We start from the raw sequence: 15,759 nt of genomic DNA, 5'->3' as shown, positions 1-15,759 counted from the left end.
TGATTCAGGCTCAAGCGCATGTTTTACGGCTGTTCATTCGAGGGAATCGAACGTTGCTCGCAGACTTCTTTTACTGCCCGCTTTAACGCTGCCGCCATGGCATGGGCCGCAGGGCCTGCGCGGTCACGGTCACGGAAGATCAATTGAACGGGGACTTCGCGTATACCCCCGGCGCTTAGCGGCAGCGGCTTCAACTGACCGCTGGCCAGCTCATCGGCAATACGCGTTTCCGGTATCCAGGCAAACCCTAGCCCGCGACGCAGCATATCTAATGACGTACTCACATGCCCGACCGTCCAGCGCTGCTCGGCTTTTAACCAGCCAGCGTTGGTAGACTGTCGTAGCGCCGAGTCGCGCACCACTAACTGTCGATGCTGCGCCAAGTCGCGCAAATCCAGCGAGCGCCCCAACTGATGCAGCGCATGGCCTGGATGCGCGACGGCCACAAAACGCACATTCACTAGCGGCTCCCCCAGAAATCCCTGCGCTTCGATGCCAGAAATCACCAAGTCCGCCCGGCCGTCGTAGAGCATTTCAGTACCGCCATTGAGCACGCTCTCGTGAAGCTGCACTCTGACCTGCGGGTAGGTGTCAGAGAAGCGCTCCAACGCTTTTGCCTGAGCAGCCGCAGGAAAAATTTGGTCGATGGCCACCACCACTTCAGCCTCTAAACCCGCCGCAAGCCGCGACGCTACATCTTCCAATGACGCCGCATTCTCGATCAATTGGCGCGCACGGCGAAGCAGCAGCTCGCCTGCTTCTGTTAGGCGCACCTGTCGACCTACCGGCTCAAGCACCTGAATACCCAACTGCTCTTCTAATTTATGGACCGCATGATTAAGCGTGGAGGGACTTTTGTGGATAGCCTCTGCCGCCCGTGCGAATCCACCGTGATCCACCACGGCGGCCAGCATCTGCCACTGCGCTAGTGTTACCCGAGACATTTCGATTTCCTCGACGCCATACAGCGAAACAACCCACTTCATCTTCGAAAAAATACCACTAGAATGCCAGGAAATAGCGTCGAGTACTCGTTCTCTGACAAACACTGCGTAAACGGCAGCGCGCTAAGACAAAAGCTCACTCGCCAAAAATACAAAAAATTACAAAAACCTGTTCGTTATCTTTAACGCTGCCTCAATTATTTGAGTAATGATCATCGTATAGGCTGCTAACGTGGTGTAGATCCTCTCACTCAGACCCTGTTTGGCTGCTCATTAAAGTCGCAAAAAGAGATAAAAGCCTTTTAAATTAGACACAAGCTGTATAACAGCTTTCGCAATGCCTAACTTACATCCATGGTTAAGAGCAAAATAATGAGGGCCTTCGCACACCAGCATGCACGTTCAACGTTACTTTTGTTAGCAAACGGCGTTCATAAATCCTCACCCAAGTTGAATAATTCCGCTTTTTAGCGAAAGTATGTTTTGTGTATAGATGTACAGTCTATTCACTCCTGCCTCCATGGGGTATGGTTCCCGAGTTTGCTTACTATCATGTTACTTTTATTTCACGAACTTGGCGGCCCATTTACCCATGTTGCGAATCCTTCATTCGCTGCCCCGCACGCATAAATTATTACTGTTACCCGTGGCCACCATGGTCACTGTGCTGGGCGCACAAAAACTTATCACGACCTATGATGACCTGAATCAACCCCAAACTCCGCTGGAAAGCGTGTTAGTTCCGCTTCCTAGCGACTCTGCGCCTGGCGTCCCCTCGCTTCGTCAAGAGCGAGCGCCCGTTGCAGAAGCGATTGACCGTGCCTCGCGCGCGCTCGACGCTACCCGGGAACATATCCCCTTAAGTGAATTAGCAGCCACCGAGATCGTTGATCTCGACGTGATTACCAGCGCAGAAGCCTCTATGGCGAGTGAAGCTGAGCCACGCGATGCCCAATCTCAGGTAGCGCTGCACGAGGGGGCACTGGATGACGGTGCCCTTCATATGGCCATCGTGTTAGGCACGATTACAAGCGGCATGCTCAATGTCGACGACTCCGTCGAAATCGCTGATGCCACTTCTTACGAGGATTATGGGGTCGAACTCTACGAGGACGATGTCTCGTTCCTGGAACTGGAGCTGGCAGCCGAAGAGCCGTTCGTTCCTGAGTGGGAAACTCATATCGTCGAGCCTGGCGAGACGTTTGCCGTGTTAGCGCAAAACGAGCTGGGCTTGGGGTACAGCGAAGTGCTCGCCCTGCTGGACGACCTACCCGATCCTCGTATGTTGACGCATTGGCGTGCAGGTCACAGCTTCGACTACCAGGTGGACGAAACGGGCCGGTTATTGGCACTGCGCATGATGAAGAACACGCGCGAAGGCGTTCTACTAGAGCGGGATAGTGACCAATACGCCATTACGGCTATCGAACGTCAGGGTGAGCCCGTACAGCGCCTTTATGCCGGTAGCGTAACGGGCAGCTTTGCTCGCTCAGCCCAAGCCACCGGCTTGAGCAGCAGCTCCGTCACGGAGCTTACGCGCATCTTGCAAAAAAAGCTGGACTTCCGTCGTGACAGCCGCCGGGGGGATCAGTTTCAGGTCTTGGTCGAATCTGACATGATCGATGGCGAGACACTTGATTCGCGTGTACTGGCCGTTAAGTATGACGGCGAGCGTATGGACCTGACCGTCGTGCGCAATACCACCGACGATAATTTTTACACGCCCGAAGGCAGCAGCCTCGATCCAGCCTTTGCGCGTCATCCTTTCGAAGGTAATTATCGTCTTAGCTCCAACTTCAACCCACGCCGCCTACACCCGGTCACCGGTCGAGTGAGCCCGCACAACGGCACCGACTTTGCGATGCCCATTGGTACCCCTATCACCGCGCCAGCCAATGGCCGTGTCGAGCGTGTCGGCAACCACCACGCTGCCGGTCGTTACATCGTTGTGCGCCATGACAACGGCTACCGCACCCGCTATTTGCATTTGTCGCAACCATTGGTCAGCCAGGGCGAGCGCGTCACGATGGGCGATCGTATTGCGCTGTCCGGTAATACCGGCCGCAGCACAGGCCCCCACCTGCATTATGAAGTCATCGTCAATAACACGCCGGTGAACGCGATGACGGTCGAACTGCCCGAGAACACTAGCCTAAGCGGCGACACGCTGATCGCGTTCCAACGCCAAGCCGAGCCGATGTTGGCCGCGCTGGAGAGTGGCGAAACCGGCACCATTAGCGTGGCTAACTATGAGCGCGATAACGACAGCGACGAAAGCCTCCAATAAGTACTCTCCACGGCGATACGAAAAAGCCGCTCCACACGACGGGGGGCGGCTTTTTTGATACTACCCGTAGTGATGCATGACGAGTGACTTACACTGCTTTGAGCGCTGCGAGCAACGCCGCATCACGGTGATAGATATCCTCTCTAAACACTACATCGCCTTGCCCGTTGGGCCAAGCAGTCAGATAGTGCAGCGCTACCGGAATACGGTTAGGCAAGTTCACGTTTTGATCGCTGCGGCCATTCGCGATCAGCGTAGTGAGTTGATAGCGGCTGCCGCTGTCATGCAGTAGGAGCTGGGCAAATTCCGTTACCCCCTCAACCCGCACACAGCCAGAGCTCAGCGCCCTGTGCTCACGCTGAAAGAGCCCTCTTGCCGGGGTATCGTGCAAGTAAATCATGTCGTTATTGGGAAAACGCACCACGACACGTCCCAGAGGATTGCTGCTCCCTGCCACTTGGCGAAGCATCACGCCTCCAGGACGCTGCCAATCGATCGTGCTCGCATCCAGCGTTTCTCCAGATAGGCTCACTACCTGAATGTTCTGCCGCGCCAGATACTGCTCATCCCGGCGGATCCGTGGTAGCACATCTTCCCGCATGATGGTCGGTGGGATCGTCCAGCTTGGGTTGACGGTCAAGTGGCTGATCGAGGAGTGGATGATCGGCGTTTCACGACTGGGCGAGCCCACCACCACTCGGGTATCCCAATGCTGGCCATTGGGGCGCGTATAATGCAAGCGATAGCCTGCAATATCGACCCACACGTTGGGCATCCGCTCCAGCGAAGGGCGAATCCAGCGGGCGCGCTCCAGGTTGATGCGCAATTGGTTCACTCGTGCGGAGACGGGCATGTTCAGTGCCAGTCGTGTGCGCTCTCCCACTACGCCATCTTCTTGCAACTGGTGGCGTCGCTGAAAACGCATGACCGCTTGCGCTAACTCTCGGTCGAAGCTGCGAGGGTCAGCTCCTGACGCCTGCACGTCGACCATGGGGTAAGCGCTACTATCTGCTGCCAGCAGGTGGGGCTCGCCCCATAGCGTCAGGCGCTGGCGTAGCGTTTGAACGTCGTCATCAATATCGCCGGGGCGCAGCGACTCCTCACGCCCCGGTAAGTAAGGCACGCTGCCCTGCTCTGCCAAACGGCGGTAATGCGTCAACGCTTCGCGCAGCTGAGCATACTCAGGAGATGCAGGGCGAGCGAAAGCCAGCGCCTGATGCACATCACCCTCTTCAACCGCCTGCACTACCCGAGGAAGTGCATAACTCCGCTCAGGGCGTGGCAAGTCCCAGTTGGGTTCGACGTCTTTAGGGTTCACTTTACCTAGCGATAAATGATCCAGTGCTAACAGCAGCGAACGGGTAGCGCGCACATCGAAGCTTGCTTTCGCTTGGGCGTCTAGCTGCTGGCTAAGCTGAAAATCATCCAACAGCGAAGCGGCTTGATAATCACTCGGCGTTAAACCGTCATCCACGAGGCTATTCAATGCGCTGACCAGCGCTTCAACACGGTTGATAGCCTGCCAAGCAGGCTGCCCATCCCTCAGTTGGTAAAACGACTCTACCGGCAGCGTTTCTCCGCTTTGCTGAATGCGTTGTGTCAGCGCTTGCTGTAACGCTTCGCTAGCGGGTTCGCTTGCGGTGGCCATCAGTGGGTAGGTTAGCGTCAGACAGAGCGCGGCCCCTATCGCCCATCGTCTTAGTGGCTGATTGTCGTTCATCGCCTCTCCTTGCGTTACTATGCAGCGTTGTGGTGTGGCTTCACTCTTTTTGCTTAACGTCATATCAGCTGTTCCCGTACCAATACGCGTTTTTTATCATAGCCGTTTACGTTTACTCGTGATGACTCTACGTGTGTACCCTTTTTTCGCCACTTTAGTCAGGATTGCACCCATGCTTTTTCGCTCACGCATAACCACTGTACTGTTTTCTTTACCTATCGTGTTACTTTCTTACCCGCTTCAAGCGGCGAGTTTTTTCTCCCAGGTGGCAACAGCACCGCCCGCGGGTGTTTCTCCTCTTCACCACCAGTTACTCCAGTTAGCACCAGGGGCCACGCCCGAGGCACTGCGCCTTGCTGCCCAGGCACTAAGCTGTGCAGACCCATCAGCAGAGCGCCTAGCCGTAATTGATTACTCGCTCCCCTCTTCAGAGCCACGCATGTGGGTATTTGACCTTCACCAGCATACCCTGTTGTTTGAAGAGCTGGTGTCACATGGCCAGGGCTCTGGCGATGCGGTGGCTAGTGCTTTCTCGAATACACCTGACAGCCATCAGTCCAGCATTGGCCTGTTCCGCACTATGAATAGCTACTACGGCCGTAATGGCTATTCGCTGCGCCTGGACGGCCTGGAGCCAGAAGTGAACGATCTAGCTTTTGAGCGAGCAATTGTTATTCACGGCGCCGACTATGTTAGCGATGACTTTATTGCGCAAACCGGCCGCCTTGGCCGTAGCCACGGCTGCCCCGCCGTGCGTGAAGACATCACATATCCGCTGATTGATAGTTTGAAAGAGAACCAGTATGTCTTTGCTTACTACCCTGATGAGGAGTGGTTAGCTACTTCTCAGGTGATTAACTGCCCTACCGCACTGTCGTTAGCTCGCCGCTAAAGGGTAGGTAACAATTAAGAAAAGCAGTCGTGAAGCATGAAAATACTCCCTCTTTTTATATGCAAGAGGTTGATTTTGATCGTGAATCGATACTCTTTCCAGGCAGACATGGAAACCCTCTGCAATACTCTGTGACAAAAGATCACACAACGCTCCGCTACTGCAGGTATTGGTCATGTTTGCCTTTATGCACCCCTTTCAAACGATCCGCCGTTTAGAGCATGAAGTTACCGAGCTGCGTACTCAGCTTGCGACTGAAAAAAGCGTTCATGGTTGCCGTGCTATTAGCCTGATGACACCGATTGAATCGATCAGCATGCTCCAGTCCAAAGGAGCAGATATGCTGACTTCATTAAGCACGGGGGCCGAACACCATGCCGAGCAGTTAGCGAGTGAACGGGCCACTTTGTCAGACTTATTTGCGCGGCTTCATCATGCTGAACAAACGGCTCAGACGATCAAACACCAGTGTCAACGCTTCCAACAGGCAGATGTTCACTATGCAGCCCCGCTCGCTAGCGAACAGGCGCTGCACGAGCTACGCAAAATCGGTGTAGAGCTATCCCGTAACGCCGGGCATACCCGTGCACTTGCCATGACCACGGCGCTAGAGGAGGCTCATATACACCAGGAGCCCTCTGGCTTACCTGCCATCGTCAGCGATATCCAGCACCTTACCGACCATATGCAGCATCTAGGCCACCAATTGGATCACTGGATTGAGCAGGTTGCCATATTGCTAAAAGAAGATGCTCGCGTGCAGGCCCATCAGCGGGAAACATCTACGGCGCTGGCCAATGCAGCCCAAGCGGCAGAGCAGGTGATAGAGCAACTCATGGATCAAGCACGTCATATGTATAAAGTGATTCACCACAGCACCACGACGGCCTGTTTGCACGCTGCCAAGCTAGAGCACGCCGTTTGGAAAAGTCGGATCTACCACCAGCTACTTTCCGCCTATTTCGAGGACCACATGGTGGATCATCAGCACTGTACGCTAGGCCGCTGGTACTTTACGGGCGAGGGGCGGCGCTATAAACATACCGAGGCGTATCGCTCGCTGGCGGCTCCTCACCGCCGCTTCCATGAAAGCGGCTTGGACGCTTTGCGCTATGCAAGACAAGGGGATCATACGGGTCAACTGGCCTCCCTAGCACTAATGGAGGAAGCAAGCGTAGCACTTGCTAAGCAACTTGATCAGCTTATGGAGCAGGCTGTTTATGAGATACCGATGTCAGTAAGTCATCCTTCACCGCTTGCTGATGCGCCTTAAATTGCTCCCCATATAACACTCCTCCCGTAATGCGTTATTTATGCCATGCTGAGCATGGAACTCATAACGCAGACGGTGAGGATGACGATGGCAGCTGCAAAGAAGCTAGATCTCGCGCTACAAGGCGGTGGAGCCCATGGTGCTTATACCTGGGGAGTTATTGATCGACTTCTGGAAGATGACCGTATTGAGATTGAGGGCATTAGTGGCACCAGCGCAGGCGCTATGAATGGCGTAGTCATGGCAGATGCCCTTACCCGCGGTGGTAAACAGGCCGCCCGGCAATCTCTCAGGGATTTTTGGAAGGCGGTAAGCCGCGCGGGCATGGCAAGCCCTATCCGCCGCTCGCCGATGGATGTACTAACCGGCAATTGGAGTTTGGAGCACTCCCCCGGCTATATCGCCATGGACTTGATGACTCGCCTGGTGTCGCCCTACCAACTCAACCCGCTCAATTTGAATCCATTGCGCGATATTGTGGCGGCCCACATCGACTTTGAGCGGGTACGCCAGTGCGACCAGCTAAAGCTCTTTGTGGCAGCTACTAACGTGCGCACCGGCAAACAGCGTGTGTTTCGTCGAGAAGAGATGAGCGTCGATGCGGTCATGGCATCGGCTTGTCTGCCCTTTATGTTCCAGGCTGTGGAAATCGACGGCGAAGCATATTGGGACGGCGGCTACATGGGCAACCCAGCCCTCTTCCCCTTAATGGAAGAGTGCAGCGCAAGGGATATTCTGTTGGTACAGATCAACCCGATTCGCCGTGATGAACTACCCACCTCCGCTTCGGCCATTATGAACCGCCTTAACGAAATCACCTTTAATGCCGCGCTGATTAAAGAAGTGCGCATGATCGCGCTGTTGAAACGTACCCTTGAAGAGCAGGGTATTGAAAACTGCTACCAGCAGTCGCTTTTTCACCGCATTAGTGGCGATCAGGCACTCGATAGCTTATCGGTTTCAAGCAAACTCAACTCTGAATGGCCATTTTTATGCCACCTGTTTGACCAAGGGAGAGAAGCCGCCGACAACTGGATCACGGCTAACTTTGATGCCATCGGCCAACGCTCAACCCTGGATATTGATGCAGTATATCTGCACGAATAACTCCCTTCAGCCATCCAGCACTGCCCCAACTTGGCGCACTCTGCTCATGAGGAGTGCGCTCACTTGATTAATCTAGTGATTTTATTTCCCTTAGCACTGCTTTGAAAAAACAGTAAGCAACTGATTTAAATATTTAAAAAGACAGATGGCGGAGTATTTGCTTATTGCTATGCAGTAGTAGTAGGCGTGGACCAGGCCCGCAAGGGTACGAGTGCGTCGAACCTGACCTTCAATGGCGAAGGCATGTTCTCGTAACCACGCAACGCCTGATGCGTTGTGTCTCGGCAAACTCGTTCTATGCTCTGTGAGGCCATCCATGGACATTCGCAATAAAGCCAACCGCATTCGACTGTTGAACTTCTCAACACCGCAAATGCGCGCGTTTCACCTCTCCTGGTTCGCATTTCATATCTGCTTTTTCGGCTGGTTCGGCATTGCACCGCTGATGGCGGTGGTTCGCGAGGATCTATCGCTCACCCAAACCCAAATCGGCAATACCATTATTGCCTCGGTGGCGATCACCGTGGTGGTGCGCCTGTTGATTGGCGTGCTGTGTGATCGTATTGGGCCACGTAAAACCTACACAGGCCTACTGATGCTCGGGTCCATTCCGGTTATGGGCATTGGTCTGGCTAACAGTTTTGAAACGTTTTTGCTGGCCCGCCTAGCGATTGGCGCTATCGGCGCTTCGTTTGTGATTACCCAGTACCACACCACCATGATGTTTGCGCCCAATGTGGTTGGCACAGCTAATGCCACGAGCGCAGGTTGGGGCAACCTAGGCGGCGGCACCACACAAATTGTTATGCCGTTGATTTTTGCGGGCATGCTGATGCTAGGCGTTAATGAGGCGCTCGGCTGGCGTCTGGCCATGGTCGTGCCTGGCGTAGTGCTATTTTTTACCGGTATCGCTTACTGGCTGTTCACTCAAGATGCTCCAGACGGCAACTTCAGCGAGCTGCGCGCCCGCGGTGAACTACCGCCAGCCACCGGAGAGCATGGCGCAGCCCAGAGCTTTTTAGCGGCGGCAAAGGATATCCGCGTTTGGGCGCTGTTTGTGGTGTACGGACTCTGTTTTGGGGTCGAGCTGACCATCAACAATATCGCGGCAATCTACTTCTTCGATAAATTCGATCTTACCCTGGCAACCGCCGGCTTAATCGCAGGCCTGTTCGGCTTAATGAACATTTTTGCTCGTACCCTTGGCGGCGTTTTTTCCGACCTATTCGCTAAACAGGGTGGGCTAAAAGGACGCGTCCGCTGGCTCTTTATCGCACTACTATGCGAAGGCATCGCTCTCGTCACCTTCTCGCAAATGCATGTACTCAGCTTGGCGATTGGCATCATGCTGGTATTTAGCCTGTTCGTGCAGATGGCGGAAGGCGCCACCTTTGGTGTGGTGCCCTTTATCAATAAAAAAGCCTTGGGCGCAGTGGCCGGTATCGTCGGTGCAGGCGGTAACGTGGGCGCTGTATCGGCAGCGTTTCTATTCCGTAGCGAAAGCCTCAGCTACCAGCAAGGCCTCTTTTACCTCGGCTTAACCGTATTGGTACTTGCCTCCTGCGTACTGGTCGTTCGCTTTAGTGATGCCACCGAAGCAGAAGAAGCCAGCGCCTATCGTGATGCGGTAGGCAAAGACACAGGGGCAGGCGCGCTGTCACTGCGTTAATATTAATTAACACCGCCCCTGCATGCGCATCGCTGTGGGGGCTTTTTACCTTTAGGCGGCGAGTAATAAGGAAATCAACATGTCTTCTGCCCAACAGCTACTCTTAACCGCCCTGCGCTGCGACATTGATAACCTTCACCACTTAGCAACCACAGCAGATATCGTCAGCAATATCAGCCAGTTTATTCATGTGCTTCAACGCGAGCGAGGAGCCTCGACGATTTACTTAGCTTCAAAAGGCAAGCGTTTTAAAACTCGACGCATCACCTATCTACAGCATAGCCAAGCCGCTGAAGACTCCATGTGCCATCGCTTGGAAGCACTCAGTCAAGAAGCACGCCCACAAGCCACGGCGCGATTGCTGCGGCGTATTGCTTCTGTCTGGCTGGCTCTGGATGAACTAGATGTATTACGGCATGCAATTGAGACCTTCAACATATCGCCAGATGCAGCAACTCAAGCGTTTAACCATCTCATTAGCAATCTCTTAGCGATTGTTTTTGAAGCGGCCGACACAGCGGTCGACCCAGACATTACCCGTGCCCTGGTCGCTATTTTTCATCTTATGCAGGGCAAAGAGCTCGCCGGGCAAGAGCGGGCTTGTGGCGCTTTCGGCTTCACTTTGGGGCACTTTGATCAAGCCCATCGCACACTACTCAATCAACTCGTAGATACCCAGCAGCGCTGCTTTAACACCTTTGCAGAATTTGCCACTCCTGAAGCGCTGATCGCTTGGCAGCAGTCACTCTCCCCCCGGACACTGGCAGGTATTTGCCAACTAAGGGATATTGCCTGTCAGCGCTCGCACCACCAAACAGCATCCGGCAATACGCTGGGCGAAACCTGGTATGAGCTCACTACCCTGCGTATTGATACGATCAAAACGGTAGAAGATACGCTCAATACCCAGTTAACAGCGCTTTGCCATCATAAAAATTGCTCAGGCACAGGCAGTATTAGATCAAGCCAAAGCGACGCCGGAGCGGCAGCTGCCAGCACCCTGTGAACAGCTATTAGCGCTCACTTCACAACCGCTAGGAGAATTAACCGTCAATGCGCTCAACTCACCGCTTAGCCGCTCACTCCTGGAGCTGACTCATGCGCAATCTAGCCGCCTACAAAGCTTAAGCGACGAGCTGGAGAATACCCGCAAGACTCTCCGTGAACGCAAGCTGATTGAGCGGGCAAAAGGATTAATCATGGCGCACCAGTCCATGAGTGAAGAGGAGGCCTACCGCTTTCTGCGAAAAACCTCAATGGACCAAAGCAAAAGCATGGCGGATATGGCACAGTCGATTCTTGACCTCTCTGCCATGCTGCAACGTAAAGAGTAAAACAGCAGCGCTGAGCCCGATTTGCAACCTGATTAGGTTTTAGCCATGCTGAAAGCTCACCCAGTTTAATGAGCAAGGAGAGCAAGCGATGCATGACCGCGTACTGTTAATTACCGGCGCTTCCAGCGGCATTGGTGCGGCCACCGCTCGTGCAGCGGCTCGTGAAGGCTACCAGTTGGTACTTGCCGCTCGTTCAGCCGATAAGCTGACATCGCTTGCTCAAGAGCTTGGTCCAGAGAACGTACTCACCTGCGAAGTTGATGTTACCGACTTAAGCCAGCAGCAAGCTATGGTGGAACAGGCGATTGAAACCTTCGGCCACATTGATGCAGTATTCGCCAATGCAGGTCGCGGTGGCTCACCGGGTGGATTTAGCAGCGCCGATCACGATGCTTGGCGGGAGATGATTCTCACCAATGTCTACGGCGTTGGCCTTACGCTGCAAGCCTGCTTGCCAGAGCTAAAACGCCGCCAGGGTCATGTTCTTTTAACCGGCTCTGCCGCAGGCCGCACCACCATCCCAGGCTCCATGTATAGCGCCACTAAGTGGGCAGTAACGGGTATTGGTTATAATCTGCGCGAGGAGTTACGCGGCACCGGCATGCGGGTGACGCTGATTGAGCCCGGCATGGTCGATACTCCCTTCTTTGATGAACCACCCGAGTACGCGCTAGCAGACCGCGATATCGCCAATGCGGTGATCTATGCTCTGTCGCAACCACCCCATGTTGACGTTAATGAAATTCTGGTGCGACCCACACCGCCCCGAGAGTAACTCTGCTCGCCTGACGCCTTGTTTTTGCTCGTTGCTGCCCGCATAAACATAGCATTATGAAGCGTGCTAACAACTTGGCCCGCCGACCATGCATGTTTATTAGGTGACTTATGAGCCAACTTGCCTCAACCGTACTCTCTGTTCTTGACCTAGCGCCCATCCGCCAAGGCGGCAGCGCTGCTGAAACGTTTCGTGATAGCGTCTCTTTAGCCCAACACACAGAGTCTTTGGGCTACCAGCGCTACTGGTTAGCCGAACACCACAACATTGCTGGCATTGCCAGTGCGGCCACCGCCGTACTGATTGGCCACGTAGCAGGCCAGACGTCCACTATTCGCGTGGGTAGCGGGGGTATTATGCTGCCTAACCACCCACCGTTAGTGATTGCCGAGCAGTTTGGCACGCTGGAAACCCTCTACCCAGGGCGAATTGACCTTGGCCTGGGCCGCGCGCCTGGCTCAGATGGTGCCACCATGCGGGCTATGCGCCGCCACGCCCATGCAGGAGTTGATGATTTTCCAGAGCTACTTGAAGAGCTGCGCCGTTATTTAGACGATGCGGACCCTCGCCAAACCGTTAAAGCCGTTCCAGGCCAAGGCACCCATGTCCCCATCTGGCTACTGGGCTCCAGCGGTTACAGCGCACAGCTCGCGGCAAAGCTCGGCCTACCCTTCGCCTTTGCTGCGCAGTTTGCGCCGGGCTATCTCTTTGAAGCACTGCGCCTATACCGGGATAATTTCCGGCCATCTGAGCATTTAGAGGCACCTTATGCGATGGTGGGCCTGCCTGTCATGGCGGCGGAAAGCGACGAGATGGCGCACTACTTGGCCACCACCGCTCAGCAAAAATTCTTAAACTTGATTCGTGGTAAACCGACCCAGTCACTGCCCCCCGTCGACACGTTGGACTGGTCCCCCATGGAACGCGCTCAAGTAGAGCAGTTTTTGGGGGCGGCTATTATTGGCGGCCCGGAAACAGTAAAAGCGCAATTAGAAGAGTTTCAAGCACGTACCGGCGCTAACGAACTTATGATTAATAGCGACTTTTATAGCCACGCTGATCGGCTGCGTAGCTATGAGATTGTTGCCCAAGCCGCACGTTAAGCCGCTCTACTCACCCTTTCGCAACGAGAAAAGCACCTGCCGCTACCATCAGCGAGCCTGCGGTACGGTTGGTGCCTTTCTGAGCGCGCGCCGATTGAAAAAAGCGCCGCGCAGAGGAAGTAAACGATGCTACCAGTATTAAGCCCATCATCAACCCAACCAGCGTTAAGCCCACCACCAGAAACATATCGCTCCGGTTTAGCACGGTGAGATCGATAGATCACACCGCTCACCGTCATACCCAGCGCCCGCGGGATACACGGACGCGTACCTGCCGACATCCCCTTAGCTAGTAACGCAAAAATTCCTGGGCCAGGCGTCACGGCAAACACAAAGATAGCTAAAAAGTAGGTCAGTGCGCTCTCTATGGTCATTGCCAAGCCCTCTCGTTGTAATTTATGGCCCACTCGGTGGGGAACGATGCAACTGCGCTGAGCCGTATCAGAATATGCTAACGTAGCTTATGCCTTAATGAACGAGAAAAGCCCCATGCAAACCCTTCAATTTTCACCAATGACTGCGGATGAGTTCGCCCTATTTTGGCCTACGTTCCAGGCCATTGTAGCTGCCGAAGAAACCTACGCGATAGATCCTAACATCACTTATGACGACGCTTTTTCACTGTGGTGCAAAACACCACTGCTCAGTATTGCAGTGAAAGACGAACAGGGGCAGTTGCTAGGTAGTTACTACTTAAAAGCGAATGCCGCTGGCCCTGGTAGCCACGTGTGTAACTGCGGCTATATGGTAACGCCGCACGCGCGAGGTAAAGGGGTTGCGCGAGCCATGTGCGAACACTCACAGCAAGCTGCGCGCCAACATGGTTTTATAGCCATGCAGTTCAACGCCGTAGTGGCCAGCAACCAAGTCGCCGTGGCCTTATGGCAACGTCTGGGGTTTAGCATTGTTGGCACGGTGCCCAACGCTTATTGCCACTCATCGCTTGGTTATGTGGATACTTACGTTATGCATAAGTCGTTATAAGGCTATTAAGAGGGTTTTCTTCTTACTGCCAGCAGGTTGCTAGTCTGCTGGTCTTCCAACGCTGCATTAAAAATGGTCTGCAAACATAAAAATTAATTTAGGCACCCTATGCAAATTAAGGCAGGTTGTAGCATCGCTGCAGCTGCGCCTCAGCGGTTTTGCTGCCTAACGCTGTTAAGTAAGCGATATTTCGTTCAGGGATAGCGGCCGTGTCGCCGTAAAAGGCGATGGCTCTCTCAACGCTGGCTTCGCGGAGCAGATGAACCATGGCATAGGGAGAACGATTGGAATAATTCGCCGCATCCAGCGGGTCCGCATCTGCAAAGCAGTAGTCAGGATGAAACGTCGCCAGTTGGTAAACGCCTTCGTAGCCGAGCTCAAACAGCAGGTTTTCGGCAAGCTCTACATAATCAAGGTAGTGATCGAAGCTTTTAAATAGCGTGGGAAATACCAATAGCGTAGTTTCTGTCTCTGGGTGCTCATTGAGCCACTCAATCTCGGCCACTAGCTCCTCAAGGGCCACATCCACCTTTTTCGAGCGCACGACTTCAACACGAATCGAGCTGTTCTCTAGCTCCCGCTTAGCAAACGGGCAAATATTGTGCTCCACAATAAAACCGCTTACCCACGCTAACGTTTGTGAGACTACCTGCTGATCTGCTGCTTGCGTCATACCCGTTCCACCTGCACCTTATGGATCTTTAAAAGGCGTGGCATCGCCACGTATTGGACGCCAGTGTACAGATAAGCCCTCGCAAATACGCTAGGCATGCTGTTGATAACGCGCCAAGGCAACCTCATAAGATTTGTGAATATGGTCGTCCATTAGTGCTCTTGCGGCTGTCGCGTCGCGCTGAAGCGCTAGTTCCACCAGCTCATGGTGTTGTTCATCCAGTTCCTGTCGGATTGTCGGCATTTTCGGCCCTAAACGACGGTAGCGGTCGAACTGGTCGTGCAATTGTTCAATAAAGCGCAACAGCCATACTGAACCACAGGGTGCCACCAGGGTACGGTGAAACTGCGTATGCAGGCGTTCCCACTCTTCGCCTTTATCTAGTGTAATGTCTGCACGCTTTAGGCGATGTGCCGCCGCCAAAAGGTCTGCTTCCCATACCGCATCGCCATGAGCAATAGCTCGCTCCAGCGCCATACCTTCAAGCTCGGTGCGCAGTCGCGCAATATCGTCTAATTCTTCACGTGAGAGCTTAGGCACTCTGAACCCACGCTGATTCTCTTGGATCAGCAGGCCGTAAGCCGCCAGTTTATTAAGCGCTTCACGCAGCGGACTCAACCCTACCTGGTACTGCTCCTTGAGCGTATTAATGGCGAGTTTCTCACCCGCTTTAAAGCGCCCCCCCACCAAATCGCGGCGCAGTAAATCATAGATAGAGCTAGATGCTTTCGTGGAGGAAAGCTGCATTGGCTTGTTCATACCGGAGTCCTTTTGCGTACTTTCGCAAGGCATCAGTTGACGGAGATTCCATGACTAGGTGTTGACGCCTCTTGTCTGGCTCACCTATATTCTATTTTAGACAGAATAATCGATTTTTTAACCTACAAACGATAAATAGGCAATCTCGATGCTTTTTACTGTGATGCTACCGCTGCGGGCAATGAGCGTATGAAGCAAACAGCACTTTTTTTGGGCGTTTTTCCGCGTCGGCATTTTCG

At 53.9% G+C, this 15,759-nt stretch carries 15 protein-coding genes; 10 read left to right on the top strand and 5 right to left on the bottom strand.

The window, feature by feature from the left end:
- Nucleotides 1-23: 23 nt before the first annotated feature.
- Nucleotides 24-944 carry a LysR family transcriptional regulator gene (locus A3220_RS10530; protein ID WP_062374759.1) on the bottom strand — a complete coding sequence of 307 codons (921 nt, stop codon included), beginning with the start codon at nucleotides 942-944 and terminating at the stop codon, nucleotides 24-26.
- A gap of 592 nt (nucleotides 945-1,536) precedes the next feature.
- On the opposite strand from A3220_RS10530, the gene A3220_RS10525 reads away from it, so the two are divergent.
- Nucleotides 1,537-3,231, top strand: coding sequence for a peptidoglycan DD-metalloendopeptidase family protein (locus tag A3220_RS10525; protein WP_062374758.1), 1,695 nt, complete (start codon nucleotides 1,537-1,539; stop codon nucleotides 3,229-3,231).
- An 88-nt stretch (nucleotides 3,232-3,319) separates the two neighbouring features.
- On the opposite strand, the gene A3220_RS10520 is transcribed toward A3220_RS10525, so the two are convergent.
- Nucleotides 3,320-4,951 (bottom strand): L,D-transpeptidase family protein, encoded by a 1,632-nt coding sequence (locus A3220_RS10520; protein WP_062361432.1) that lies wholly within the window; start codon nucleotides 4,949-4,951, stop codon nucleotides 3,320-3,322.
- Nucleotides 4,952-5,123: 172 nt separating this feature from the next.
- Here A3220_RS10520 and A3220_RS10515 point away from each other — a divergent pair, with 172 nt between their 5' ends.
- From A3220_RS10515 to A3220_RS10485, 8 genes are all read left to right on the top strand, one after another.
- Nucleotides 5,124-5,843, top strand: a complete 720-nt coding sequence (locus A3220_RS10515) for a murein L,D-transpeptidase catalytic domain family protein (protein WP_044628986.1) — start codon at nucleotides 5,124-5,126, stop codon at nucleotides 5,841-5,843.
- A 175-nt stretch (nucleotides 5,844-6,018) separates the two neighbouring features.
- Nucleotides 6,019-7,116, top strand: coding sequence for a CZB domain-containing protein (locus A3220_RS10510; RefSeq protein WP_062361435.1), 1,098 nt, complete (start codon nucleotides 6,019-6,021; stop codon nucleotides 7,114-7,116).
- 87 nt (nucleotides 7,117-7,203) lie between these two features.
- The gene (locus tag A3220_RS10505) at nucleotides 7,204-8,223 is read left to right on the top strand and encodes a patatin-like phospholipase family protein (protein WP_044628984.1); all 1,020 of its coding nucleotides are present in this window, start codon (nucleotides 7,204-7,206) and stop codon (nucleotides 8,221-8,223) included.
- A gap of 316 nt (nucleotides 8,224-8,539) precedes the next feature.
- Nucleotides 8,540-9,892 carry a NarK family nitrate/nitrite MFS transporter gene (locus tag A3220_RS10500; RefSeq protein ID WP_044628983.1) on the top strand — a complete coding sequence of 451 codons (1,353 nt, stop codon included), beginning with the start codon at nucleotides 8,540-8,542 and terminating at the stop codon, nucleotides 9,890-9,892.
- A 79-nt stretch (nucleotides 9,893-9,971) separates the two neighbouring features.
- Nucleotides 9,972-10,898: a nitrate- and nitrite sensing domain-containing protein gene (locus tag A3220_RS10495; protein ID WP_252860457.1), complete on the top strand. Its 927-nt coding sequence runs from the start codon at nucleotides 9,972-9,974 to the stop codon at nucleotides 10,896-10,898.
- Nucleotides 10,899-11,091: 193 nt separating this feature from the next.
- Entirely contained in the window at nucleotides 11,092-11,226 is a 135-nt protein-coding gene (locus A3220_RS17970) for an ANTAR domain-containing protein (protein ID WP_252860456.1), read from the top strand.
- An 88-nt stretch (nucleotides 11,227-11,314) separates the two neighbouring features.
- Complete coding sequence (locus tag A3220_RS10490) at nucleotides 11,315-12,001, top strand: SDR family oxidoreductase (RefSeq protein WP_062374756.1); 687 nt, start codon at nucleotides 11,315-11,317, stop codon at nucleotides 11,999-12,001.
- Between the two features lie 110 nt (nucleotides 12,002-12,111).
- Nucleotides 12,112-13,104 (top strand): LLM class flavin-dependent oxidoreductase, encoded by a 993-nt coding sequence (locus A3220_RS10485; RefSeq protein ID WP_062374754.1) that lies wholly within the window; start codon nucleotides 12,112-12,114, stop codon nucleotides 13,102-13,104.
- A gap of 10 nt (nucleotides 13,105-13,114) precedes the next feature.
- Here A3220_RS10485 and A3220_RS17965 read toward each other — a convergent pair whose 3' ends face one another.
- Entirely contained in the window at nucleotides 13,115-13,291 is a 177-nt protein-coding gene (locus A3220_RS17965; protein ID WP_252860455.1) for a hypothetical protein, read from the bottom strand.
- A gap of 302 nt (nucleotides 13,292-13,593) precedes the next feature.
- Between A3220_RS17965 and A3220_RS10480 the strand changes: the two genes are divergently transcribed.
- On the top strand, nucleotides 13,594-14,088 hold the full coding sequence (locus A3220_RS10480) for a GNAT family N-acetyltransferase (protein ID WP_054641363.1): 495 nt from the start codon (nucleotides 13,594-13,596) through the stop codon (nucleotides 14,086-14,088).
- 115 nt (nucleotides 14,089-14,203) lie between these two features.
- On the opposite strand, the gene A3220_RS10475 is transcribed toward A3220_RS10480, so the two are convergent.
- Both A3220_RS10475 and A3220_RS10470 read right to left on the bottom strand, forming a co-directional pair.
- Nucleotides 14,204-14,761 carry a DUF1415 domain-containing protein gene (locus A3220_RS10475; RefSeq protein WP_062374753.1) on the bottom strand — a complete coding sequence of 186 codons (558 nt, stop codon included), beginning with the start codon at nucleotides 14,759-14,761 and terminating at the stop codon, nucleotides 14,204-14,206.
- A 90-nt stretch (nucleotides 14,762-14,851) separates the two neighbouring features.
- On the bottom strand, nucleotides 14,852-15,520 hold the full coding sequence (locus tag A3220_RS10470; RefSeq protein ID WP_062374751.1) for an FCD domain-containing protein: 669 nt from the start codon (nucleotides 15,518-15,520) through the stop codon (nucleotides 14,852-14,854).
- Nucleotides 15,521-15,759 lie beyond the last annotated feature (239 nt).

The organism is Halomonas sp. KX33721 (assembly GCF_001596805.1).
GTDB lineage: Bacteria > Pseudomonadota > Gammaproteobacteria > Pseudomonadales > Halomonadaceae > Vreelandella > Vreelandella aquamarina.
Note: the sequence above shows the minus strand (reverse complement) of the source record. Positions and strands in the feature narration are given on the sequence as shown.

What these genes read in the sequence shown, in the direction of transcription:
- A3220_RS10530 (WP_062374759.1), bottom strand. Translation starts at nt 944, where the DNA reads ATGTCTCGGGTAACACTAGCGCAGTGGCAGATGCTGGCCGCCGTGGTG.
- A3220_RS10525 (WP_062374758.1), top strand. Translation starts at nt 1,537, where the DNA reads ATGTTGCGAATCCTTCATTCGCTGCCCCGCACGCATAAATTATTACTG.
- A3220_RS10520 (WP_062361432.1), bottom strand. Translation starts at nt 4,951, where the DNA reads ATGAACGACAATCAGCCACTAAGACGATGGGCGATAGGGGCCGCGCTC.
- A3220_RS10515 (WP_044628986.1), top strand. Translation starts at nt 5,124, where the DNA reads ATGCTTTTTCGCTCACGCATAACCACTGTACTGTTTTCTTTACCTATC.
- A3220_RS10510 (WP_062361435.1), top strand. Translation starts at nt 6,019, where the DNA reads ATGTTTGCCTTTATGCACCCCTTTCAAACGATCCGCCGTTTAGAGCAT.
- A3220_RS10505 (WP_044628984.1), top strand. Translation starts at nt 7,204, where the DNA reads ATGGCAGCTGCAAAGAAGCTAGATCTCGCGCTACAAGGCGGTGGAGCC.
- A3220_RS10500 (WP_044628983.1), top strand. Translation starts at nt 8,540, where the DNA reads ATGGACATTCGCAATAAAGCCAACCGCATTCGACTGTTGAACTTCTCA.
- A3220_RS10495 (WP_252860457.1), top strand. Translation starts at nt 9,972, where the DNA reads ATGTCTTCTGCCCAACAGCTACTCTTAACCGCCCTGCGCTGCGACATT.
- A3220_RS17970 (WP_252860456.1), top strand. Translation starts at nt 11,092, where the DNA reads ATGGCGCACCAGTCCATGAGTGAAGAGGAGGCCTACCGCTTTCTGCGA.
- A3220_RS10490 (WP_062374756.1), top strand. Translation starts at nt 11,315, where the DNA reads ATGCATGACCGCGTACTGTTAATTACCGGCGCTTCCAGCGGCATTGGT.
- A3220_RS10485 (WP_062374754.1), top strand. Translation starts at nt 12,112, where the DNA reads ATGAGCCAACTTGCCTCAACCGTACTCTCTGTTCTTGACCTAGCGCCC.
- A3220_RS17965 (WP_252860455.1), bottom strand. Translation starts at nt 13,291, where the DNA reads ATGTTTCTGGTGGTGGGCTTAACGCTGGTTGGGTTGATGATGGGCTTA.
- A3220_RS10480 (WP_054641363.1), top strand. Translation starts at nt 13,594, where the DNA reads ATGCAAACCCTTCAATTTTCACCAATGACTGCGGATGAGTTCGCCCTA.
- A3220_RS10475 (WP_062374753.1), bottom strand. Translation starts at nt 14,761, where the DNA reads ATGACGCAAGCAGCAGATCAGCAGGTAGTCTCACAAACGTTAGCGTGG.
- A3220_RS10470 (WP_062374751.1), bottom strand. Translation starts at nt 15,520, where the DNA reads ATGAACAAGCCAATGCAGCTTTCCTCCACGAAAGCATCTAGCTCTATC.